General features: G+C 62.2%; 21 protein-coding genes. 2 read left to right on the top strand and 19 right to left on the bottom strand.

Features of this window, described 5'->3' with window-relative positions:
• Positions 1-2: 2 nt before the first annotated feature.
• Positions 3-1,262 carry a 3-isopropylmalate dehydratase large subunit gene (gene leuC / locus B3H64_RS11925; protein WP_050618366.1) on the bottom strand — a complete coding sequence of 420 codons (1,260 nt, stop codon included), beginning with the start codon at positions 1,260-1,262 and terminating at the stop codon, positions 3-5.
• Positions 1,263-1,371: 109 nt separating this feature from the next.
• Here leuC and B3H64_RS11920 point away from each other — a divergent pair, with 109 nt between their 5' ends.
• Positions 1,372-1,992 (top strand): Crp/Fnr family transcriptional regulator, encoded by a 621-nt coding sequence (locus B3H64_RS11920; protein WP_050618365.1) that lies wholly within the window; start codon positions 1,372-1,374, stop codon positions 1,990-1,992.
• Between the two features lie 4 nt (positions 1,993-1,996).
• Here the strand turns inward: B3H64_RS11920 and B3H64_RS11915 are convergent, their stop codons facing one another.
• Together B3H64_RS11915 and B3H64_RS11910 are read right to left on the bottom strand one after the other, a co-directional pair.
• The gene (locus B3H64_RS11915) at positions 1,997-2,578 is read right to left on the bottom strand and encodes an HD domain-containing protein (protein ID WP_050618364.1); all 582 of its coding nucleotides are present in this window, start codon (positions 2,576-2,578) and stop codon (positions 1,997-1,999) included.
• The gene (locus B3H64_RS11910; RefSeq protein ID WP_050618363.1) at positions 2,575-3,399 is read right to left on the bottom strand and encodes a formate/nitrite transporter family protein; all 825 of its coding nucleotides are present in this window, start codon (positions 3,397-3,399) and stop codon (positions 2,575-2,577) included. Before B3H64_RS11910 ends, B3H64_RS11915 begins: the two co-directional genes overlap by 4 nt.
• Positions 3,400-3,669: 270 nt before the next feature.
• On the opposite strand from B3H64_RS11910, the gene B3H64_RS11905 reads away from it, so the two are divergent.
• On the top strand, positions 3,670-4,104 hold the full coding sequence (locus B3H64_RS11905; protein WP_286735305.1) for a GNAT family N-acetyltransferase: 435 nt from the start codon (positions 3,670-3,672) through the stop codon (positions 4,102-4,104).
• A 51-nt stretch (positions 4,105-4,155) separates the two neighbouring features.
• Here the strand turns inward: B3H64_RS11905 and B3H64_RS11900 are convergent, their stop codons facing one another.
• The 16 genes from B3H64_RS11900 to B3H64_RS11825 all read right to left on the bottom strand — a co-directional run bounded on the left by B3H64_RS11900 (position 4,156) and on the right by B3H64_RS11825 (position 21,672).
• Positions 4,156-5,301, bottom strand: a complete 1,146-nt coding sequence (locus tag B3H64_RS11900; RefSeq protein WP_414600965.1) for an acyl-CoA dehydrogenase family protein — start codon at positions 5,299-5,301, stop codon at positions 4,156-4,158.
• Between the two features lie 192 nt (positions 5,302-5,493).
• Positions 5,494-6,972, bottom strand: a complete 1,479-nt coding sequence (gene spoIVA / locus B3H64_RS11895; RefSeq protein WP_286735304.1) for a stage IV sporulation protein A — start codon at positions 6,970-6,972, stop codon at positions 5,494-5,496.
• A gap of 15 nt (positions 6,973-6,987) precedes the next feature.
• Positions 6,988-8,520 (bottom strand): DUF3794 and LysM peptidoglycan-binding domain-containing protein, encoded by a 1,533-nt coding sequence (locus B3H64_RS11890; RefSeq protein WP_286735303.1) that lies wholly within the window; start codon positions 8,518-8,520, stop codon positions 6,988-6,990.
• Positions 8,521-8,813: 293 nt separating this feature from the next.
• Entirely contained in the window at positions 8,814-9,710 is an 897-nt protein-coding gene (gene rsgA / locus B3H64_RS11885; protein WP_286735302.1) for a ribosome small subunit-dependent GTPase A, read from the bottom strand.
• Positions 9,710-11,830, bottom strand: coding sequence for a Stk1 family PASTA domain-containing Ser/Thr kinase (pknB, locus tag B3H64_RS11880; protein ID WP_286735300.1), 2,121 nt, complete (start codon positions 11,828-11,830; stop codon positions 9,710-9,712). Before pknB ends, rsgA begins: the two co-directional genes overlap by 1 nt.
• Before the next feature lie 20 nt (positions 11,831-11,850).
• Entirely contained in the window at positions 11,851-12,579 is a 729-nt protein-coding gene (locus B3H64_RS11875; RefSeq protein ID WP_050618358.1) for a Stp1/IreP family PP2C-type Ser/Thr phosphatase, read from the bottom strand.
• 60 nt (positions 12,580-12,639) lie between these two features.
• On the bottom strand, positions 12,640-13,662 hold the full coding sequence (gene rlmN / locus B3H64_RS11870) for a 23S rRNA (adenine(2503)-C(2))-methyltransferase RlmN (protein WP_050618357.1): 1,023 nt from the start codon (positions 13,660-13,662) through the stop codon (positions 12,640-12,642).
• On the bottom strand, positions 13,659-14,999 hold the full coding sequence (rsmB, locus tag B3H64_RS11865; RefSeq protein ID WP_050618356.1) for a 16S rRNA (cytosine(967)-C(5))-methyltransferase RsmB: 1,341 nt from the start codon (positions 14,997-14,999) through the stop codon (positions 13,659-13,661). The genes rlmN and rsmB overlap by 4 nt, the downstream gene beginning before the upstream one ends.
• A gap of 1 nt (position 15,000) precedes the next feature.
• Entirely contained in the window at positions 15,001-15,702 is a 702-nt protein-coding gene (locus B3H64_RS11860; RefSeq protein ID WP_094762421.1) for a zinc metallopeptidase, read from the bottom strand.
• A 16-nt stretch (positions 15,703-15,718) separates the two neighbouring features.
• A complete protein-coding gene (gene fmt, locus B3H64_RS11855) occupies positions 15,719-16,633 on the bottom strand; it encodes a methionyl-tRNA formyltransferase (RefSeq protein WP_050618355.1) in 915 nt (304 codons plus the stop codon).
• Positions 16,630-17,124 carry a peptide deformylase gene (gene def, locus B3H64_RS11850; protein WP_050618354.1) on the bottom strand — a complete coding sequence of 165 codons (495 nt, stop codon included), beginning with the start codon at positions 17,122-17,124 and terminating at the stop codon, positions 16,630-16,632. Before def ends, fmt begins: the two co-directional genes overlap by 4 nt.
• 14 nt (positions 17,125-17,138) lie before the next feature.
• Complete coding sequence (priA, locus tag B3H64_RS11845; RefSeq protein WP_242853719.1) at positions 17,139-19,619, bottom strand: replication restart helicase PriA; 2,481 nt, start codon at positions 19,617-19,619, stop codon at positions 17,139-17,141.
• A 62-nt stretch (positions 19,620-19,681) separates the two neighbouring features.
• A complete protein-coding gene (rpoZ, locus tag B3H64_RS11840; protein ID WP_050618353.1) occupies positions 19,682-19,888 on the bottom strand; it encodes a DNA-directed RNA polymerase subunit omega in 207 nt (68 codons plus the stop codon).
• Positions 19,889-19,894: 6 nt separating this feature from the next.
• Positions 19,895-20,506 carry a guanylate kinase gene (gene gmk / locus B3H64_RS11835; RefSeq protein ID WP_050618352.1) on the bottom strand — a complete coding sequence of 204 codons (612 nt, stop codon included), beginning with the start codon at positions 20,504-20,506 and terminating at the stop codon, positions 19,895-19,897.
• Positions 20,506-20,778: an extracellular matrix/biofilm regulator RemA gene (gene remA / locus B3H64_RS11830; RefSeq protein WP_050618351.1), complete on the bottom strand. Its 273-nt coding sequence runs from the start codon at positions 20,776-20,778 to the stop codon at positions 20,506-20,508. Before remA ends, gmk begins: the two co-directional genes overlap by 1 nt.
• 15 nt (positions 20,779-20,793) lie before the next feature.
• Positions 20,794-21,672 (bottom strand): YicC/YloC family endoribonuclease, encoded by an 879-nt coding sequence (locus B3H64_RS11825; RefSeq protein ID WP_050618350.1) that lies wholly within the window; start codon positions 21,670-21,672, stop codon positions 20,794-20,796.
• Between the last annotated feature and the right edge of the window lie 16 nt (positions 21,673-21,688).

The raw sequence follows: 21,688 nt of genomic DNA, 5'->3' as shown, positions 1-21,688 counted from the left end.
CATTACACCTTGGCCGGGTCGGTAATGCACCCGGTGATGGCGGACGCGGCGGCCACGGCCGGGCTGGCCAGGATGATCTCCGAGCTGACGGGGCCCATGCGGCCGACAAAATTGCGGTTGGTAGTGGAGACCGCCCGCTCCCCGTCGGCCAGCACCCCCATATGACCGCCCAGACAGGGGCCGCAGGTGGGCGTGGAGACGGCGCAGCCCGCCTCGATAAAGGTCTGGATGAGCCCCTGCGCCAGGGCGTCCATATAGATCTGCTGGGTGGCAGGGATGACAATGCAGCGGACGCCTCTGGCCACCTTTTTGCCCTTCAGGATATCGGCGGACTCCTGAAGGTCCTTGAGCCGCCCGTTGGTGCAGGAGCCAATGACCACCTGCTGGATGGGAATGCCGGCCGCCTCGTCCACGGTCCTGGTGTTGGAGGGCAGATGGGGCAGGGCCACCGTGGGGCGCAGGGAGCTGAGGTCTATGACCACTTCGCGGTCATAGACCGCGTCGGCATCGGGCTCCACTGCCTCCCAGGGGCGGTCCACCCGTCCGTCCAGATAGGCGCGGGTCTTGTCATCCACGGGGAAAATGCCGTTCTTGGCCCCCGCCTCAATGGCCATGTTGGAGATGGTGAAGCGGTCGTCCATTGTGAGCGCAGCCACCCCTTCCCCGGCAAACTCCAGGGACTGGTACAGTCCGCCGTCCACACCGATCTCACCGATCAGATGGAGAACCACGTCCTTGCCGCTGACGTATGGCTTCCGTTTGCCCTTCAGCGTCACCTTGATGGCGGGGGGCACCTTGAACCAGCACAGGCCGGTGGCCATGCCGGCGGCCATGTCGGTAGAGCCCACGCCGGTGGAAAAGGCGCCCAGGGCACCGTACGTACAGGTGTGGGAGTCGGCGCCGATGATAGCCTCTCCCGGGGCTGCCAGGCCCTTTTCCGGCACCAGGGCGTGTTCCACGCCCATCTGTCCCACGTCGTAGAAGTGGGTGATGTCGAAGCGCTGGGCAAAAGCCCGGGCCTGAGCGCAGAGTTGGGCCGCCTTGATGTCCTTGCAGGGGGTATAGTGGTCCAGAATGATGGCGATCTTGTCCTTGTCAAAGACCTGGGTCAGCCCTGCCTTTTCAAACTCGGTGATGGCCACAGGCGTGGTGATGTCATTGCCCAGCACCAGGTCCAGCCTGGCCTCAATGAGCTGGCCTGCCTCTACGGCGTCCAGGCCCGCGTGCTTGGCCAGAATCTTCTGGGTCATGGTCATTCCCATGGTTGGGTCCCTCCTTGTGCAAATCGTTGTACTCAGTATGCCAGAGCCCTTGTCAAAAGAATGTAACGCGTGATACAATAATAAAAAAAGCGGAAAGGCGGCAGTAAGGATGTCCCAGATTTGGGCCCCCCTGGCCGAGGGGCAGCGCCCCGGCATATATGTGCCGGGGCAGTTTATCTACCTGCAGGGCACGCAGGCGGATGCCTTTTTCTATCTGGTCAGCGGGGCGGCCCGCAGCTTTATCAGTTCGGAGTCCGGCGGCGAACGGGTCCTGACCGTCCATCGGGCGGGGGACCTGATGGGAGAGGCGTCCTTTTTCGATGAGCGCCCCAGGGTCTCTTCCGCTGTGGCGCTGGTACGCAGCGAGGCGATCTCCGTGGACCGGGAACGGCTGAACGCCGTATTCCGGGCCCACCCGGACCTGGCGCTTCCCATGCTGCAGTATCTGGCCAGGACCGTCCGCATGGTTACCGGCCACGTGGACGACATGTCCTTTCTGCGGGCGGACCAGCGGGTAGCCCGTTATCTGCTGTCCCTGCCGGAGGAAGCGGAAAGGGGGCGGCTGGCCTGCACCCATGAGGAGATCGGCTTTTCCGTGGGGGTCAGCCGAGTGACCGTGAGCCGGGTGCTGGGGGACTTCGTCCGGCGGGGCTGGGTGGAGACGGCCTACCGCGGGGTGCGGCTGAAGGACCGGAGCGCGCTCCAGAAGCTGGCTGACGCGCCGGGATGAGGTCTTACCTCATTCCCTGCTGTTCCTCCATCCGGAGGCGCGTGCCCCGGTCCAGCGCATCCCGCAGGGCCTCCAGGATGAGGTCGCCCTGGAAGTAGGCCTTGCCATAGTCCAGATTGAAGTCGTAGTCAAAGTCCGGCGGGTTTTGCCCCTGGTTGTGCTGCAGGATGGTTTCGGCCTTATCCAGCGCCTTCACCAGCCGGGCCTCCTGGGTGGCGGCGGCGTCATACTCCTCCCACAGGGCGAGCAGTTCCTCCCCCTTGGGGGCGGGCAGCAGTGCCGCCAGGCGGCGCAGGCAGGCCTGCTCCTCCCGGCGCTTGGCCGCCGGGTCCGGCAGGTCAGAGGCGCTGCGGTCGCCGCAGTCCCGTTCCCCCAAGTCGTGGACGAGGCAGAGCGCAAGGACCTTGGCATGATCCAGCCTGGGATAGCGGTCCAGCAGGGCACAGGCCAGCAGAGCCAGCCGCCAGGAGTGCTCAGCGGTGCTCTCCCGGCGCCCGGAGGAGGTCCAGGCCGTGCGCTCCACGGATTTGAGTCCCTCCGCTTCTTGCAGAAAGCACAACAGGTTTTCAGGCAGAGAACCGCTCATGCGCCCCTCCCCTTTCGTAGCCAGCAGGCCCAGAACAGGCCGCCCACCAGCACCCCGCCGATGATATTGCCCAGCGTGACGGGCAGCAGGTTCCCGATCGCAAAGCCGCTCCATGTGAGACCGCTGAGGTCCAGCCCGGCATCGGCGGCCAGGGCGGCGTAGGCGGGGATGGACTTGGCGAACAGTCCGGCCGGTATGTAAAACAAATTGGCCACGCTGTGCTCAAAGCCGCAGATGACAAAGAAGGACACCGGCAGGTAGGCCCCGAGGACCCGCCCGGGCAAGTCCTTGGCAGAGAGGGAGAGCAGGACTCCTACAGTGACCAGAACGTTGCAGAAGACGCCCAGGACCAAGGCGCTGCCGAAGGCGAGGCCGCACTTTCCGGCAGCCAGCTTCATGGTAAACAGGGCCAGGCCTCCGGCGGAGTCGTTCAATTGTCCGGAAAAGGCGCAGCCCGCGGCTGTCAGCAGGGCGCCGATGAAGTTGCCCAAGTAGACCAGCAGCCAGTTGCGGAGCATCTTCCCCACCGTGGTCTGACGGTCCAGAACGGACAGGGAGATCAGGGTATTGCCGGTGAAGAGTTCCCCGCCGGTCAGGACTACCATGGCCAGGCCGAAGGGGAAAAGCAGGCCGGAAAGTACCCGCGCCAGCCCCACATTGTCCAGGGAATGGCTGGCGGTATTGGTGACGGCGGCTCCCATGGCGATGAAAAAGCCGGCCAATATGCCCAGCAGCAAAAGCCGCCAAGCCGGCTGGCGCGTTTTGGCCGCTCCGGCGGCCGCGTAATTTTCCGCTGTCTCGGCGGGGGTGAAAAGCTGCATGGGAATGACCTCCTAAGCATTCTTTTAAAATCCTATGATACCGGAATCCCGCACATTTTTCAAGATTGACAGCGGCGATGGATTCTGCTATGATAACAACATCTGATTCGAAGGGAGCGATGTTTTATGACGAGGGCAATCAAGACGTGCGCCGCAAACATGGCTCCCGGCATGGCCCGCCCAAGGCGGGAGGCTAGTTACTGTGACTGCCCGGGAGAGGTCACCTCACCCGGGCATTTTTATGCCCATTTTTGAAAAGGAGCATAAAATATGGTAACTTTACGTGCGATTACAGTGGAAAACTTTGACGCCATCCTGGGGCTTCAGGTCGGGGTAGACCAGCGTGAGCTGGTGTGCTCCAATGCGGAGTCCATCGCCCAGGCCTATGTGCAGCCGGAATGCATCCCACTGGCCATTTATGCGGCGGATACTCCGGTGGGCTTTGTCATGTACTGTGTGGACCGCGACGACAATGAGTGGTGGCTGTATCGGCTCATGGTGGAGGAGACGTACCAGGGGCTCGGCTATGGACGAGCTGCTCTTCAGAAGCTCCTGGAGCTGGTACAGGCAGACCGGAGCCGACACCTGATGTATCTGGGCGTCGATTTGACGGGAAAGGCATCTGTTCGCCTCTATCAAAGCCTGGGCTTCCGCTTTGACGGGAGGGTCTTTGGGAAAGAGCATATCATGGTGCTGGAGTATTGAAAAAAGGTCCGTGTATCAACTGATACACGGACCTTTTTGACGTTCGATGGCTTACTTCAGGTTCAGGGAGCCGGAGATGACCATCTTCATGACCTCGGAGGTGCCCTCATAGATCTCTGTGATCTTGGCGTCGCGCATGAAGCGCTCCACGGTGTACTCCCGGGCGTAGCCGTAGCCGCCCAGAAGCTGTACGCAGCCGCGGGTGACCTCGTTGGCCACGTCGGAAGCCAGCAGCTTGGCCATAGCGGCGTAGACGTTGTAGGGCTTGCCCTGGTCCTTGGTGACGGCGGCACGGTAGGTCATCAGGCGGGCGGCGTCCACCTTGGTCTGCATCTCGGCCAGCTTGAACTGGGTGTTCTGGAAAGAGGCGATGGTCTTGCCGAACTGGACGCGCTCCTTGTCGTACTTGATGGCCTCGTTGATGGCGCCCTGGGCAATGCCCACGCACTGCGCGGCAATCCCGATCCGGCCGCCGTCCAGGGCCTTCATGGCGATCTTGAAGCCCTTGCCCTCACCGCCCAGCAGGTCGCAGGCGGGCACACGGACGTCCTCATATACTACGGCAGCGTTGGAGGCGGCGCGGATGCCCATCCGGGGGATGTCAGGGGTGACGGTGATGCCCGGAGTGTTGCGGTCCACCAGGAAGGCGGACATGCCCTTGGCGGCGGGGACAGACTTATCGGTGACCGCGAACACCAGGAAGGTGTCAGCGAAGCCAGAGTTGGTGGTGAAGATCTTCTCGCCGTTGATGATGTACTCGTCGCCGTCCTTCACAGCGGTGGTGCGGCCGGCGGCCACATCAGAGCCGGCGCCGGGCTCGGTCAGGCCGAAGCAGCCGATCTTGCTGCCGTCCACCAGCGGACGCAGCCACTTCTCCTTCTGCTCCTCAGTGGCGAACTCGTTGATGCTGGAGGCGCAAAGAGAGGTGTGGACCGACAGAGTGATGCCGGTGCTGGCGTCCACCTTGGACATCTCCTCCATGCACAGCACGTAGGACAGCACGTCGGAACCGGCGCCGCCGTACTTCTCCTCAAAAGGAATCCCGAAGAAGCCGCACTCCTGCATCTCCTTCAGCAGACCCATGTCGAACTTTTCGTTCTCATCCATTTCGTGTGCCAGAGGCCGGACCCGCTCCTCGGCAAACTTGCGGTACATCTCCTGGAGTTCCTGATGCTCGGGGGAGAGAGTGAAATCAATCATTTCAGTTCTTCCTTTCTATTATTCTGGTTATGAACAATTCGATGGACGTTTATCTTGGCTACAATATAACATAGGAAAAAAATTTAGTCAACAAGTATTTTTATATAAGAATAATTTTAATTGGCACTAATTTTGCTTGTATATAGGGCAAAAGGACCTATTCCGTTTCAACGGAATAGGTCCTTTTTGTTATAAAATAATACAGATCAGGCCGCCGGAGCCCTCGTTGATGATGCGCTGCAGGGTCTCCTGGAGCTTGGCGCGGGCATCGTCCGGCATCCGTTTGAGCTTGCCGTTCAGGTCCTCGCTGACCAGCTCGTGGAAGGACTTTCCAAATATATTGGACTGCCATATTTTTGTGGTATCCCCTTCAAACTCCTGGAGCAGGTAGTTGATCATCTCCTCCGACTGCTTTTCGTTGCCGACGATGGGAGAGACCTCCGTCTCGATATCGGCGCGTATCATATGGATGCTCGGGGCGCTCGCCTTGAGGCGCACCCCATAGCGTCCTCCCTGCTTGACGATCTCCGGCTCCTCCAGATGGAGCTCTTCTGTGGTGGGGACCACGATGCCGTAGCCCGTCTCCTTCACCTCCTGAAGAGCCGTTGCCACTTTGTCGTATTCGCATTTGACTCCCGCCAGTTCGGTGAGCAGGTCCATCAGATCCCCGTCGTCCCGGATGGTGAAGCCGGACTGATCGGACAGGGTCTCGTAGAACAGGCTGCGGGGCAGATCCAGGTCGGCGGCCGCCAGCCCAATTCCAAGCTGGATGCCGCTGATGCGGGCGCTGCTGACGCCCTCGTAAGCTCCGATGGCGGAGACGGCCCGGTCTACGTCCCGGATGCGCCGCAGGTCGGTGCAGCCCTCGCGGATGGCGGTGTAGAGCCCGCTTTTGATGGGGTGGTCATAGGGCAGCGCGTCTACCCAGGGGGGCAGATTCAGATCCAGCTCCTTGAGCGGAAACTCATAGAGAACGGCCTTAATGATGTCGGTGACGTCTCCCACCCCCAGTTCCAGACAGTTGACCGCCATGCAGGTCACGTCATACCGGGCGGAGATGTCGGCCCGGATGGCCTTGGCCCGGTCGGAATTGGGATAGGCCGAGTTGAGCAGCACCAAAAAGGGCTTTCCAAGCTCCTGGAGCTCGGTGATGACCCGCTCTTCCGCCTCCAGATAATCCTCACGGGGGATATCGGTGATGGTGCCGTCGGTGGTGATGACGATGCCGATGGTGGAGTGCTCGGCGATCACCTTGCGGGTACCGATCTCCGCCGCCTCCGTCATGGGGATTTCGTGGTCGTACCAGGGGGTGGTAACCATCCGGGGCAGATCGTCCTCGAACTGGCCCGCCGCCCCGGGGACCATATAGCCCACGCAGTCGATGAGCCGGACGGACAGGTGTGCGCCGCCCTCCATGGCGATGTCCACCGCGTCCTCTGGGACGAACTTGGGCTCAGCGGTCATCACCGTCCGGCCGGAGCCGCTCTGGGGCAGCTCATCCCGGGCCCGCTCCCGGCGGTAGACGTTTTCAATGTTGGGGATGACCAGGGTCTCCATGAACCGCTTGATAAAGGTGGACTTGCCCGTGCGGACCGGGCCTACCACGCCGACATAGATGTCGCCGTCCGTGCGTTTGGCGATATCCTCGTAAATCTTCCGCTCTTCCACGTCAATTCCTCCTTTTTACCGCTTCTTGGGGATGAGCAGCAGCTGACCCATGGGAAGGCTCTCCTCTTCCAGAGCATTGGCCTGGACAATATCGCCGGTGGTAGTGCCATAGGCCTTGGCGATATCCCAGAGCCGCTCCCCCTCCCCTACCATACGCAGTACAATGGAGGGCTGATTGGCGGTATCTCTGGGGGAATCCTCATCCATCTGGATATCTGAGACCCCAGTGGTGTTGCGGGCAGTCAGCGCCAGGTATTGGAAGTCAATGGAATAGCGTACCTCCACGCCGCCGCCGGCCGGGGTGGCAAAGCGCTCTCCGCCCAGACGGCAGCGGCAGGTCACCGCGCAATCCCCGGGCAGATCGACCGGACAGGCCGCCTGCAGAGGGCGGGTGATGGTACTCAGCCCGCCGTCTTCTCCTATGTATACCACCGTCACGGTGGTATCTGCGGTGAGGGTGACTCGCTCGCCCTCCCGTGTCTGGCCGGCCCCGCCCACATTGACGTAGATGTCGGCCACGCTTCTGGCTGCAGTCATGGTTTCCAGAATCTCGCGCACCATGACCCGCCGCTCGCCGTTTTCCACCAACTGGTGGAAGGTATAAGTCCGGCGCTCGGCATGGAGCCCGCAGACGGTGCTGTATACGTCGGATAAGAGCTGGACCGGCCGCACCTCGCAGACCACGGCCTGCGCCAGCAGGGCCAGCGCTACCGAAATCATGCTGTCGCCGTCGTTCCCATCGTTCAGGATACATTCACAGCCGGTCAATTGGACCTGGAGGGCACAGTCCGCCTCCTCCTCCACGCCGGAGACCTCCATGATCTGGGAGAACGGCAGATCAAAGCTGGCCGGGCACAGGGTATTGGAGGGGTCCCGGTAGAGCAACTGAAGGTGGACCTCCCCTTTAAAGATCAGTTTATTGCCGATGAGCTTGGATTCGCTGCATTCGATATCGGCCCGGCTCTTGAGCAGCTCTTCCACCCGGGGTTTGGTGCCTGAGATGGATACATCGTCGGAGAAGGAGAAGGGCTTCTCCTCCACCGCAGTGACCAGATAGGCGTTCTGGGTCTCTGTGAGCTGCTGGATGCCGCCCTCGGCCGGGCAGGTCACGCCGTCGCAGAGGCTCTCCGTCTGCCGGGCAAAGACCGACACTTCCACCGCCAGATCCACCCGGGTCAGGACCTTGCGGGGGTTAAGACTCCGGGCATCTGCCGAGTGGACCCGCGGCATTGCCGTCACCAGACAGCCGGCATGGATGCCCAGGGCCTCCGCAGAGCAGGTAAAGGGGATTGTGACGGTCATGCGGCGGACGCCCTCCGCCCCGTCGGGCAGATAGAGCACAGCGGCACGGACAGAGCCGGAAATCTCTGCCCGTCCCTCCTGGGCCTCTTTTCCCTTGAGGCACACCATGGCCTCACAGTCCACGATGCGGAGGATGTCTGGACAGGCGTCGGGGACGATGGTCTCCAAGGTTTCCTCGTGGAAGAGGGTGGTGTCCAGCACGGTATCATAACAGTTGAGATGGGTTGTGTTCAATTCCAGCTCCATAGCATTCCTCTCCTTGTACTCCTGCGGGTCGCGGGACGGGCCGGGCGCATCCCGTCCCACGCCTGCACTTGATTCTAGGAGAAGCATATGTAGAAGGGGCCAGGCTTATGATTCTTTTCCGATGTGTTATTTCAGTCCAAAGAGGGCCCTGAGGATGCCGCACAGGCATTTGGGAGAGCGGACGACGACGATCTTCAACAAAAACGCCTCCTTTCCACGGAAACTGGCAGGTCTGCTGCTACCAGTATACGCAGAAAGAAGGCGCTGTGTGTGCCGGTCCGCCGGCGAAAAACCTATGTCTGGGGCAATTCCCACGCTTTGTGCTCTTTGGCCTGCTCGTACAGCCGGACATAGCTCTCATGGCGGCTGGCCGGGATTCGTCCTTCCGCCAGGGCGGCACGTACGGCGCAGCCCTTCTCCTTTACATGGGCGCAGCCGGTGAACCGGCACTGGCCCAGGTAAGGCTGAAACTCCCGGAACGCGTGCTCCAGGTCCTCTTTCCGCACAAGCTCCATGCGCTCGGTGTCAAAGGAGGAGAAGCCGGGGGTATCGGCCACGATGGCTCCGCTGGAGAGCTGGTAGAGCTCCACATGGCGGGTGGTATGCCGCCCACGGCCCAGCTTATCGCTGACCGCTCCCACCTGAAGCCGGAAGCCGGGCTCCAGGCAGTTCAGAATACTGGACTTGCCCACTCCCGAGTTCCCGGTGAAGGCAGATACCTTTCCGGCGATGAGTTCCGCCAGCCGGTCCATCCCCTCGCCCGTCTCCGCACTTACCCGCAGGGTGGGGAATCCGGCGGCGGTATAGGTGTCATAAAGACAATCCCCTGCGTCCAGATCACACTTGTTGATGCAGATGACGCAGCCGCAGCCCTCTTTCCCGTCAGCGATGGCGGTCATCCGGTCGATGAGGAAGGGATCGGTAACCGGGATGGCCCCGGAAGCAATGATGACGAGCTGGTCGATGTTGGCCACCGCCGGCCGCTGGAACTGATTGACCCTGGGCAGAATCTCGTCCAGCGCGCCGGTACCGTCACCCAAATCGGTGAACCGCACCCGGTCCCCCACCAGGGGCGTGACCCGCTGGTGGCGAAATTTGCCCCTGGCCCGGCAGGTGACCGTCTCCGTCCCGGTGTAGACGTAGTAAAAGCCGCTGAGCGCCCGCAGAATCATTCCGCTGTCCGTACCCATCAGGAGAAGGTCACCGTCCTGCTCTCATAGAGAGAGCCGTTGATATAGATGTCCACCCGCTGTGTGCCGCTGCCCGGCACTGAGGGGCTGATCGGGCTCATGTGGCGGGGGACACTGTTTTCGTACATCTTGGTTCCGCCCACATCAATCCGCACGGTAAGCGTGTCGTCCGGATCGCCCTCCGGCAGTGTGATGGGTATGCTCTGACTGCTGACGGTGGGCTCCGTGCCGCCAGACCCATTGGCCGGTACGTCCGGCTCGCCGCTGGGGGGCGAGCTCTCCCCTCCCGGTGCAGTCGGCGACTCCTCCGGCGGCGTGGAGGATGCGGGGGGCTGGGTGGGTTCGGTGACCGTGCCCTTGCTGTACTGGACGTTGACGGTGGTGCCCACCTCCACATCCTGATAGGATTCAATGCTCTGCCAGACGATTCTGCCCGCCTCTTCTTCGCTTGTGACCGGCAGAGCCTGCCCCAATTTAAGCCCCAATTCATTCAGCATGGTCTCGGCATCCTCCACATACTGGCCGATCAGAGGGATCATGGTAACCGTCTCAGGCTTGGGGCCCAGGCTCACCACCAGGTGGACCTTCTGGCCGGGTGCCAGCTCGATACCCTCCACCGGGTCCGTGGAGATCACGTAGTTGCGGGTCACAGTGCTGGACGCATATTCCGGGTCCGCCCAGCCTATGCCCTCATTTTTGAGTATGGCCAGCGCTTCCCGGAGCTCCTTGTTCACCACGCCCGGCATAAGGATGGAATCCTCGCCGGCACTGATATTTACGGTAATGGTAAAGCTGTTGCCTTTTACCGTTTTTTCCGCCTCCGGAGACTGCTTGACCACCTGGCCCGCCGGATACTCGTCGCTGAGGATGGTATCCCCTTCCACAATGGAAAAGACTCCGGACTCCACTTCGGGCAGCTTTGCGATCTCCTCCAGCGTCTTGCCCCGCAGGTCGGGCACTTTGTGCTCCTGAACGGCCGGATTAAAGATGTCGCTGAAAAAGGTCATCCAGAGGAATACGCCGATGCCGACGATGAAGATCAGAATCGCGGCCACCGCCATGGGGGCGGCCAGTGAAGAGCCGTGATCACGGCTGCGCCCCCGCCTGCTGCCCCGGTAGTCGTCATCGTCCTCCTCTGGCTCGTCCTCCCGAGGGCCGGCCGGGCGGCTATGGACCGGCGGCGGGGTGTGGTAGATACGCTGCCGGCCTGTGGTCTCGATGACCTGGGTGGGTTCATCTCCGGCGTCCCCTGTGAACAGGTCGGCGGGGGTATATTCAAAATTGATGTTGGGGTTTTTGCGGAACTCCTCCAAATCGGCCAGCATGGCGTCGGCGGAGAGATAGCGCTGCTCCACATTGGAGGCCATGGCCTTCATGGTGATGGCCTCCAGGGCCTCGGGAATGTCGGGATTCAGCTCCCGGGGGGCCAGAGGGATGGAGTTGATGTGCTGGATGGCCACGGAGACCGGCGAGTCCCCCTCGTAGGGCAGGCGGCCGGTCAGCATCTCATAGAGCACCACGCCGGCGGAGTAGATATCGCTGCGGGCGTCGATGCGGCTGCCTCTGGCCTGTTCCGGCGAGATATAGTGGACCGAGCCCAGCGCCTCCTGAGTCAGGGTAGACTGCGCGGCGGAGGCCAGCCGGGCAATGCCGAAGTCCGCCACCTTGATGCTGCCGTCCCGGAGCACCATAATGTTCTGGGGCTTGATGTCCCGATGGATGATGCCTCTGCCGTGGGCATGGGACAGCGCCTTCATGATCTGGGTGATGAAGTGCAGGGCCTCCTTCCAGCTCAGAGGCTCCCCCTTTTTCTGCATATACTGCTTGAGTGTGATGCCGTCCAGCAGCTCCATGACGATATATTCCAGATCGGAGGATTTGCTCACGTCATATACCGCCATGATATTGGGGTGGGAGAGCATCGCCACGGCCTGTGATTCGTCGTGAAACCGGCGCCGGAATTCGGCGTCCTGGGCCAGATCGTCCCGGAGAATTTTGATGGCCACCAGGCGGTTGAGGCGGTGGCAGCGGGCCTTATAGACCACTGCCATGCCGCCGGTGCCGATGACCTCCAATATTTCGTACCGGTTGTCCAGCATTTTCCCTATGTACTGATCCATGATACAGGTATCCCCCTTGGTCACATTTGAAGCAGGACCGCAGTCACGTTGTCCGGCGCCCCCCGGGAGAGTGCGATCTCCAGCAGACGCTGGCAGCAGTCCCCGGCCGCGCCGCCGTGGAGCACCTCATAGAGGATTTCCTGTTCCGTCACTACATTACTCAGTCCGTCGGAGCACAGCAGCAGCCAATCCCCCTCTTTGAGGGGCTGCCGGTAAAGGTCGGCCCGGAGCTGGGACTCGGAGCCCAGCGCCCGGGTAATGAGATTCTTCTGCGGATGCTGTCTGGCCTCCTCAGGCGTGATCCGGCCCTTGGCCACCAGGTCCTCTACCACCGAATGGTCCCGGGTCAGCCGTTGGATACCCCCCGCGTTGACCAGATAGGCCCGGCTGTCTCCGATGTTAAGGAGATAGGCCATTTCCCCGATGACCAGCACGGCCACCATGGTGGTCCCCATTCCCCGGCACTCCGCGTCGATACCCGCGCGGAAGTGGACTGCCTGGTTGGCCTGTTCCGCCCCAAAGTTGAGCAGAGCCTCGGGGTCGGCCCGCCACTGATCCACGCTGCGCTCCCGCGCCGTGTCCAGAAAGGTGTCCACCGCCAGGCGGCTGGCTACATTGCCTGCTCTGGCGCCCCCCATACCGTCGCACACGATGCCCAGAGCCACGTCGGGCTGGGTAAGCTCTATGTGGAAATCATCCTGATTTTGCTGTCGGACCACACCCTTATCGGTGACGCCCCATATGTTCATGGTTAACCATTCCTTTCGCCGGTCCGGCCGGCCTTTCAATGAATGGACGTATGTCGGAAGTCAGCCCTCCTGCATGGCCTTGCGACGCAGTTGTCCGCAGGAGGCGTCGATGTCGCCGCCCAGCTTCCGCCGGACGGTGACGGTGATGCCGTGCCATTCCAGCCGTTTCTGAAATGCCGCTACCCGGCGGCTGGGCTTCAGCGGGCTCTCCTTCACCTCGTTGAGAGGGATCAGATTCACATGCCCCGGCGTGCCCTTCAGATGCCTGGCCAGCAGGTCGGCCTGCCAATCGCTGTCGTTCACACCGTCGATCATGGCGTACTCATAAGAGATGCGCCGGCCCGTCGTCTCAAAATAGCGGCGGCAGGCGGCAAAGAGCCGCTCCACCCCCACCGCCCGGTTTACCGGCATGATGCGAGACCGGGTCTCATCGTCCGGTGCGTGGAGGGACACCGATAAAGTCAATTGTAGCTTATAATCGGCCAGTTTGTCAATTTGATCGGCCAGACCGCAGGTAGACAGCGAGATGTGACGCATGCCGATGTTGAGCCCCTCCGGGTGGTTGACCAGTTCCAGAAACCGCAGTACCGTGTCAAGATTGTCCAGCGGCTCCCCAATGCCCATCAGCACGATGTTGGAAATGGGTACGCCGGAATCCAGTCCGGTAAAGAGCACCTGGTCCAGCATTTCAGCCGGTGTCAAGTCTCTTACCTTGCCGCCAAGCGTAGAGGCGCAGAAGGCACAGCCCATCCGGCAGCCTACCTGAGAGGATATGCATACAGTATTCCCATGATGATAACGCATCAAAACCGTTTCAATGCAGTTTCCGTCCTCCAGACGCCATAAATATTTGATGGTACCGTCCAGGGCGGAGACCTGCTTCCGGGCGACTTGAGGCCGGGTGATAAGGCATTCGGCCGCCAGCTTCTCCCGCAGGGCCTTGGAGAGGTTGGTCATCTCATCGAAGCTGCCCGCGCCCCTGTGGAGCCAGGTGAAGATCTGCTTGGCCCGGAAGGCGGGCTCTCCCCCTGTCTTGAGATAGGCGCCCATCTCCTCCAGGGTCATGGATTTCAAATCAATCATAGGCGCCTCCGTAATTTGGCGATGTAAAAGCCGTCTGTGCCATGGATATGCGGCCACAGGGTCAACCGCCCTCCCTCTACCGGCCCAATGGGGGCGGGAAGAGAAAAGGCTTCCGGCTGAAAATCGGGGTGGGCGTCCAGGAAGGCGTCCACCACCTCCCCGTTTTCCCGGGGCAGCAGCGTACAGGTGCAATACAGGAGGACGCCGCCCGGCCGGACATAGGCGGATACATTGTCCAGAATCGCCCGCTGTACAGCCGGCAGTCCCTCCAGCGGAGCGGGGTCCTTATAGCGGATGTCCGGCTTCTTACGGATGATGCCCAACCCGGAGCAGGGCACGTCGGCCATCACCAGATCAAAGGCGTTCTCATAGCCCGGCTTCCGGCTCCTGGCATCCAGCACGCCGGCCTGCACACAGGTGAGGCCCAGGCGTTTCGCCCCCGCCTCAATCAATTTTTTCTTATGCGGGTGGATGTCGCAGGAGAAGACCTCGCCCCTGTCTTCCATCGCGATGGCGGCAGCAAAGGACTTGCCGCCCGGCGCCGCACAGGCGTCCAGGACCCGCGTACCGGGCTCCGGGCCGGCCGCCAGCACCGCCAGCCGCGCGCCGGCGTCCTGGATATAAAACCGCCCCTCCTGAAAGGCGGCCAACCGCTCCAGATCCCCGCCTCCGGTGAGGGTGATGCAGTTGGGCAGCCATGGATGGGGCTCGGCCCGCAGCCCTGCGGCTTCCAGGGTCTCCAGCACCTGCTCGGACGTCGTCCGAACCGTATTGATCTGAGCCACCGTGGCCGGCTCCCCATTGTCCGCCGCCAGAAGACGCTCGGTTTCCTCCGACCCCAGCATGGACTGAAATGTGCGTACCAGCCAGAGAGGATGGCTGTACCGGATGGACAGATATTGGGCCTGGTCCTCCCGGTCGATGAGGGGCAGCCGTTCCAGATTACGGGCCGCCGTCCGCAGGATACCGTTGACCAGACCTGGGCTGCGGGGATTCTTGCTGTATTTCCGGGCCAGCTCCACCGACTCGTTCACTGCGGCGCTGGCAGGAATCTTGGTCAGAAAGGCCATCTGATAGATGCCCAGGCGCAGCGCGTTGAGCACCCGGTTTTCCAGCCGTTCCACCTTTACCGTGGAGAATTTCCCGATATAGAAGTCACAGAGCAGCTTGTTCTGAAGCACGCCGAAACAGAGCCGGGTGGCCAGCGCCGCATCCCGGCTGTCCAGTCCCGCCTCTCGGATGTTCTTTTTCAGGGCCAGGTCGGACCAGGCCCCCTGCTTTTCGCAGGCGGACAGGGTCACCAGGGCCACTTCACGGGCGCTCGGCACACCTGCCATATCAGTCTCGCCGCCTTCCGTTGAATGCCAGTACAAACCGCAGGAGCTGAGCCAGGGACACCAACAGCGCCGCCACATAGGTCATGGCGGCCGCGCTGAGTACCTTTCTGGCGCCTCGCAGCTCCTCATCGTCCAGCAGGTAGCCGCCCTCCAGACTCTCCACTGCCCGCCTAGAGGCGTTGAACTCCACAGGGAGGGTCACCACCTGGCCCAGCACCGCCACGCCAAAGAGGATGACCCCCAGGCCAAACAGGGGCTGGGAGTATAAAAACAGGCCGATGAGGATGAGGAGGATGGAGAGCTGAGAGCCGAAATTGCATACGGGTATGATGGCGTTTCGAAGCCGGATGGGTCCGTAGCCCACGGCGTACTGCACCGCGTGGCCCGCCTCATGGGCGGCTACGCCCATGGCGGCCACGCTGTTGGAGGCGTAGACCGCGTCGGACAAGCGGATCACATTGCTCCGCGGGTCGTAGTGATCGGTCAGCCTTCCTCTGACCCGCTCAATGCGCACATCGGTGACGCCGTGTTGCCGCAGCACCGCCTCGGCCGCCTGGGCGCCGGTATAGCCCCTTGCGCTGCGCACCCGGTCATAGCGGTTAAAGGTAGAGGAAACCTTGAGCTGGGCGAACAGGGCGATCAGCATGGCGGGGACCAGGATCATCCAGTAGTAGGGATCGTAGCCATAGAAAAAGTAGGGCAAGGCAAACGCCTCCTTGTCAGTTCAGCGGGTGGCCCCGCAGATAATCCGCCGCCTTCATCCGTTTTCCGCCATCAGCCTGGAGCTCGTCGATGTGGAGCACCGTGCCACCGCCGCAGGCAATGTCGATCCCCCGCTTCCCCGCCTCCAGGATGGTGCCGGGGGCCGCATCGGTGGTTTGGAGGGGAAGGTCAGTGGAAAAGACTTTACAGCGGATGCCGCCGAACTCCGCCACCGCAGCGGGCCAGGGCAACAGGCCCCGGACCTGGTCGTGGAGCGTCCGGGCCGGTTTGCTCCAGTCCATGGGAGACAGCTCGCGGGACAGCATGGGAGCATAGGTGGAGTCCGCCTCGTCCTGGGGCGTCCGGGCGGCGGTCCCCGCCCCGATTGCCTCCACGGCGGAGACCAGCAGCTCTGCACCCAACTCCGCCAGTCGGGCTGTGAGCGTCGGGGCCGTCTCGTCCGCGCCGATGGGAGTGGACGCCTGGGCAATGATGTCGCCTGCGTCCAGCGCGGGGGCCATATGCATGATGGTGACGCCGGTGACGGCCTCGCCGTTGAGAATGGCCCAGTTGATGGGGGCGGCCCCCCGGTATTTGGGCAGCAGGGACGAGTGGACGTTGATGCAGCCCTTGACGGGATAGTCCAAAATCTCAGAGGGCAGGATCTTACCGTAGGCCGCCACCACGATGAGCTCCGGGTCCAGCTCCCGGAGATACCCCAGTGCCTCCCCATCCCGCATCTTTGCGGGCTGGAACACGGGGATTTCATGGGAAAGGGCACATACCTTTACAGGACTTGGCAGCAGCTTCATTCCCCTGTTCTTGGGTTTGTCCGGCTGGGTAAAGACGCCACAGACAGTATGCCCCGCTCCCAGAAGGGCATTCAGAGAGGGCACCGCAAATTCCGGCGTGCCCATAAAGAGGATCTTCACTGGCCCTCCTCCTCCAGCATCTCATCCAGCTCCTCCTGGGTATAGAGCCGGTCTGCCAGCTCGGTGAACAGATGCCCGTCCAGATGGTCGATCTCGTGGCAGAAGCAGCGGGCCACGATGCCCTCTCCCTCCGCCTCAAAGGTCTGACCGCTGCGGTCCTGCGCCCGGACCCGGACCTGCATGGGCCGCTCCACCATGCCCCACATCCCGGGGACGCTGAGGCAGCCCTCCAGGCCGTCCTGGACCGTTTCGGAGCGGGAGATGATCTCCGGGTTTACCAGCTCCAGCATCTCCCCCTTGCCATCCACTACGATGACGCAGCGGCGGAGAATGCCCACCTGGGGCGCCGCCAATCCCGCGCCGCCCGCCTGCTCCAAAGTTTCCTTCAGATCGTCCAGCAGGTCATGAAGGCGTCCGTCAAAGCCGGTGACGGGCCGGGACTTTTTGCGGAGAACCGGGTCCTTATCCGTCAAAATCTTTCTCAAAGCCATGTTTCTATCCTCCGTTAATCGTATGGATTGACGTCTGCAAACACGGAGACGCCTTTGTTTTCCCTGTCGCTGTGGGCTGCGTACAGCAGATGGGACAGCAGCGCGCGCACCTGTCTGGTATTTTTGCAGCACAGGGTGAGCCGGTAGCGGTAGCGGTTGTTCACCTTGGCCACCGATGCCGGGGCCGGTCCCAGCAGTCTGGGGCCCAGCGCCGCCAGCTCCGGCCGGCGCAGCCAGTCCTCCAGCCCCAGGCGCAGACGCATGCAGGTCCGGAGCACCGCCGCCTCGTCCACCCCGGAAGCGGTGAGGACGAACAGGTCCTGAAAGGGTGGGCGCCCCATGAGCTTCCGAAAGCCGATCTCCTGCTCATAGAAGCTGTCGTAATCCTGGGCGGCGGCAAACCGGATGACCTCGTTGTCGGGGGTATAAGTCTGGATGACCGCCCGGCCCGCCTTTTCACCCCGACCCGCCCGGCCTACCACCTGGGTCAGCAGGGAGAAGGTCCGCTCCCCCGCCCGGAAGGAGTCCACATAGAGGGCCAGATCTGCTGCGATCACGCCCACCAGGGTGACGTTCTCAAAATCCAGCCCCTTGGCGACCATCTGGGTCCCCACCAGGATGGGAATCTTTTCCCGCTCAAACCGGGAGAGCATGGCCTCGTGGGATTGGGTGGCGGTGACGGTATCGGTGTCCATGCGGAGGACTTCCACGCCGGGGAACCGCTCCTGGAGCTCCTCCTGGACCCGCTGGGTGCCGATGCCGATGAAGTTGAGGCCGCCGCCGCACGCCGGGCAGGCCGGAGGCAGCTTTTCTGAATGGCCGCAGTGGTGGCACATCAGGCGGCCATTGGCGGAGTGGTAGGTGAGGTAGGCCGAGCACCGGGGGCAGGTGGGCGCCGCACCGCACTCCCCGCAGGACACCATCCGGCTGGCCCCCCGCCGGTTGAGGAACAGGATGCTCTGTTCCCCCCGCTCCAGGTTGGCCATCAGCTCCCGGTGGAGCAAGGCGCTGATGGGGCCCCCGTTGCCGCGGCGCAGCTCATCCTTCAGATCGGTGATATAGACCCGGGGCAGTGCCCGTTCGTTGTAGCGCCGGGTCAGAGACACCATATGGTAGACCCCGGTTTTGGCCAGGTACATCGTTTCCACCGAAGGGGTGGCCGAGCCCAGCACCAGTAGGCCCCCGCCCTTGGCACAGCGGTATTTTGCCACGTCCCGGGCGTGGTATCGGGGGGTATTCTCCGATTTGTAGCTGGCCTCCTGCTCCTCGTCCAAAATAATGAGGCCCAGATTCCGCAGCGGCGCAAACACCGCAGAACGGGTGCCCAGCACCACCCGGGCCGCTCCGGACCGAACCCGCTTCCACTCGTCGTACCGCTCCCCCGCCCGCAGGGAGCTGTGGAGCACCGCCACATCCGGGCCGAAGTGGGAGGAAAAAATATGCAGGAGCTGTGGTGTCAGCGCGATCTCCGGCACCAGCACCAGGGCGGTCTGTCCCCGCTTCAGCGCGGCGCGGATGAGCTGGATATAAACCTGAGTCTTGCCGCTGCCCGTCACACCATAAAGCAGAGCCACGGCGGCCTGCTTGCTACGGGCCAGGGTGTCCAGCGCCGCAAAGGCCGCTTGCTGCTGGTCATTGAGGACCGGGGGAGCGGCGGGCTCGGACTCTTCCGGCACCGCGCGGCGGAAGACCTCTCTCTTTTGCAACGTCAGAATGCCGCTTTTGGCCAGAGAGCGCAGAGTCGCGCTGGATGCGCCGGTAAAGTAACAGATCTCCTTGGAGGACGCGCAGCCGATGCCGCACAGGAGCTCCACCACCGCATAGCGGAGAGGTGCGGATTTCCGCTTTGGCGTTACCAGCGATAGTGCCTCCTCGGCGGGCATGGCCAGCGCGGCCACCTGCTCGGTCTTATCACCCACGCCTCGGGCGGCGCTGGTCTCCAGCGTCAGAATGCCTCGCTCCACAAGCTGGCGCAGAGTCGGATTGAGGTCCTTGCCCTCAAAGGCCGCACGGATATCCGTGCGCTCGGCGGAACCCCCGCAGGCCCAGAGCATATCCAACAGCCGCCGAGCGGGCTCGGAGCGGCCCACGGCCTGGTAGGATTTCTCCCTGTCGATCCCTTCCGCAATGCGATAGCTGTCGTGCAGAGAGAACCACAGCCCCGCCGGGAGCATGGCCCGGACCGCCTCATAGACCGTGCAGAAAAAGCGCTCCCGCATCCACAGGGCTAGCCGGATTCCCTCCCGGTCCAGCACCGGGGCCTCGTCCAGCAGCGACACCAGGGACTTGAGCCTCTTCTCCGTGGCGGAGGCCTGACCCGTGGTCAGTATGATCCCCTCCGTCCGCCGGTTTCCGGCTCCAAAGGGTACGATGACCCGGACGCCCGGACAGGCGCCTTCTTCCAGTTCGGGAGGAATCCGATAATCATAGGGCTTGTCGATGGCGTAGGTCACGGCGGAGAGCGCCACCCGTGCAATGCGTGCCGGTTCTGTCACGCGCTTCCCCCCTGTCTCCACAAAAGGCAAGCGCCGTGTCTGTCCGGCACTTGCCTTTCCTTTCATTGCGCCTGCGGCACCGTCTCGCCGGTTACCTTGCCGTCGGCCACTTCACGGATAGCGATGGATACCGGCTTGTCCTCCAGTGGATAGCCCTCATCCTCGGCCTCGGCGGCAATTTCGCGGGCCCGGTGGGCCACCACGTTCACCAGCTGATACCGGCTGGGCACCTGTTTGAGCAGATCGTTCATTGCGGGATAGAGCATCATAAGTCATTACACTCCTTCTACAAGATGAATGCGGTTTCTGGTTCGGCAGCCCTCTGCGACCAGGATGGAGATGATCTCCGCAGCCGCTTCGGATACCTTGTCATTGACCACCAGATAATCGTAGTGGGGAATTTCCTTATATTCCTCCCTCGCCTTCTGGAGCCGCCCGGCAATCACGTCCTCACCATCGGTGTGGCGGCCGTGGAGACGGCGGGAGAGCTCCTCAAAGGAGGGCGGAATGATGAAAATGAGAACTGCCTCCGGACACTTGGCGCGAACCTTGGCGGCGCCCTGCACCTCAATGTCCAGCAATACGTCGATCCCGGCGGCCAGCTTCTCCTCGATGACCTTCAGAGAAGTGCCGTAGTAATTGCCTACATACTCCGCGTGCTCCAGCAGCTCGCCGTCGGCGATCATCCGCTCAAACTCCGGCCGATCCACAAAATTGTAGTTAACGCCGTTGGCCTCTCCCACCCGGGGCTGCCGGGTGGTGAAGGAGACGGAGAAGTGGATGTCCTGCCGCTGGCCCAACAGCTCTGAGATGACGGTGCTCTTTCCCACGCCGGAGGGGCCGGAGAGAACAATCAACTGTCCCCGCGCCTTTTTCCGAAATGGCATCAGTCCTCCCCCTCCTCTTCCGCGGCCTCTGCGGCCTCACGGGCGCCCAAGCGCCCGGCCACGGTCTCCGGCTGGATGGCCGAGAGGACGATGTGGTCACTGTCCATGACCAGAACGGCGCGGGTCCGCCGCCCATAGGTGGCGTCGATCAGGACGCCGCGGTCCCGTGCCTCCTGGATCATGCGCTTAATGGGCGCAGACTCCGGACTGACAATGGCAATCAGCCGCCCGGCCGATACCATGTTGCCAAATCCAATATTGATCAGCTTCATGTGCTCCGCCCCTCTTTACTCCAGGTTCTGAATCTGCTCACGGATCTTTTCAATCTCCGCTTTGATGTCGATCACCTTTTTGGAGGTCTCAATATCATTGCATTTTGAGCCGATGGTGTTGGCCTCGCGGTTGAATTCCTGAATGAGGAAGTCCAGCTTTCGGCCCACCGGTACGTCCAGCTCCAGCATCTCCCGAAGCTGGGACAGATGGCTGCGCAGACGCACCGTCTCTTCATCCACGGCCACCTTATCGGCAAAAATGGCGGCCTCCGTGAGGATGCGGCTTTCGTCAATCTGAGTATTTTGGAGCACATCCCTCATTTTAGCCTCCAAGCGGGCCCGGTATTCCGAAACCGTTTTGGGCGACTGCTCCTCCACGAAGGAGGTGAGGCGGCCAATGGTCTCTGCCCGGGAGAGGATATCCTCCCGCAGCTTCTGCCCCTCACGCTCCCGCATGGCGCTGAAGTCGGCCAGGGCCAGATCCAGCACCTGACAGATATCCGCCGCCACGGTCTCCACGTCCTCCTGCGCCTTTTCCACCAGGAGCACGTCCTGGAACCGGGACAGCAGGGATACCGAGAGATCGTCCCGCAGGCCGTAGGCGTCGCGCAGCTCCGTCAGTGCCGCATAGTAGCCGTCTGCCACCGGACGATTCACCGAGACGGAAACGCTGTCCGCCTTGGAGCTGTCGATGCTGACGAATACGTCTACCTTGCCACGGGAGATGCTGGTCTGGACCCGGGTCTTGATGGCGTCCTCGGCAAAGACATACAGCCGGGGCATTTTAATGGAGCAGTCCAGATAGCGGTTATTGACCGAGCGAACCTCCACCGTGATGGTGCGCTCATGCAGGACCGCCTCTCCTCTGCCATAACCGGTCATACTTTTGACCATATGCGGTCCCCCCTTT

The sequence above is a fragment of the Intestinimonas sp. UBA1698 genome, assembly GCF_002320075.1.
Classification (GTDB): domain Bacteria; phylum Bacillota; class Clostridia; order Oscillospirales; family Oscillospiraceae; genus Intestinimonas; species Intestinimonas massiliensis.
This window is presented reverse-complemented; position numbering and strand designations above follow the sequence as displayed.

Excerpts from the sequence above, each read along its gene's own strand:
- rsmB (WP_050618356.1), bottom strand. The coding sequence starts at position 14,999 with ATGGCAGGTGTGCCGAGCGCCCGTGAAGTGGCCCTGGTGACCCTGTCC.
- rsgA (WP_286735302.1), bottom strand. The coding sequence starts at position 9,710 with ATGGGTACGGACAGCGGAATGATTCTGCGGGCGCTCAGCGGCTTTTAC.
- rlmN (WP_050618357.1), bottom strand. The coding sequence starts at position 13,662 with ATGATTGATTTGAAATCCATGACCCTGGAGGAGATGGGCGCCTATCTC.
- remA (WP_050618351.1), bottom strand. The coding sequence starts at position 20,778 with ATGAAGCTGATCAATATTGGATTTGGCAACATGGTATCGGCCGGGCGG.
- B3H64_RS11890 (WP_286735303.1), bottom strand. The coding sequence starts at position 8,520 with ATGGAGCTGGAATTGAACACAACCCATCTCAACTGTTATGATACCGTG.
- B3H64_RS11915 (WP_050618364.1), bottom strand. The coding sequence starts at position 2,578 with ATGAGCGGTTCTCTGCCTGAAAACCTGTTGTGCTTTCTGCAAGAAGCG.
- pknB (WP_286735300.1), bottom strand. The coding sequence starts at position 11,830 with ATGGATCAGTACATAGGGAAAATGCTGGACAACCGGTACGAAATATTG.
- B3H64_RS11875 (WP_050618358.1), bottom strand. The coding sequence starts at position 12,579 with ATGAACATATGGGGCGTCACCGATAAGGGTGTGGTCCGACAGCAAAAT.
- B3H64_RS11920 (WP_050618365.1), top strand. The coding sequence starts at position 1,372 with ATGTCCCAGATTTGGGCCCCCCTGGCCGAGGGGCAGCGCCCCGGCATA.
- B3H64_RS11905 (WP_286735305.1), top strand. The coding sequence starts at position 3,670 with ATGGTAACTTTACGTGCGATTACAGTGGAAAACTTTGACGCCATCCTG.
- B3H64_RS11825 (WP_050618350.1), bottom strand. The coding sequence starts at position 21,672 with ATGGTCAAAAGTATGACCGGTTATGGCAGAGGAGAGGCGGTCCTGCAT.
- gmk (WP_050618352.1), bottom strand. The coding sequence starts at position 20,506 with ATGCCATTTCGGAAAAAGGCGCGGGGACAGTTGATTGTTCTCTCCGGC.
- leuC (WP_050618366.1), bottom strand. The coding sequence starts at position 1,262 with ATGGGAATGACCATGACCCAGAAGATTCTGGCCAAGCACGCGGGCCTG.
- def (WP_050618354.1), bottom strand. The coding sequence starts at position 17,124 with ATGGCTTTGAGAAAGATTTTGACGGATAAGGACCCGGTTCTCCGCAAA.
- rpoZ (WP_050618353.1), bottom strand. The coding sequence starts at position 19,888 with ATGATGCTCTATCCCGCAATGAACGATCTGCTCAAACAGGTGCCCAGC.
- B3H64_RS11910 (WP_050618363.1), bottom strand. The coding sequence starts at position 3,399 with ATGCAGCTTTTCACCCCCGCCGAGACAGCGGAAAATTACGCGGCCGCC.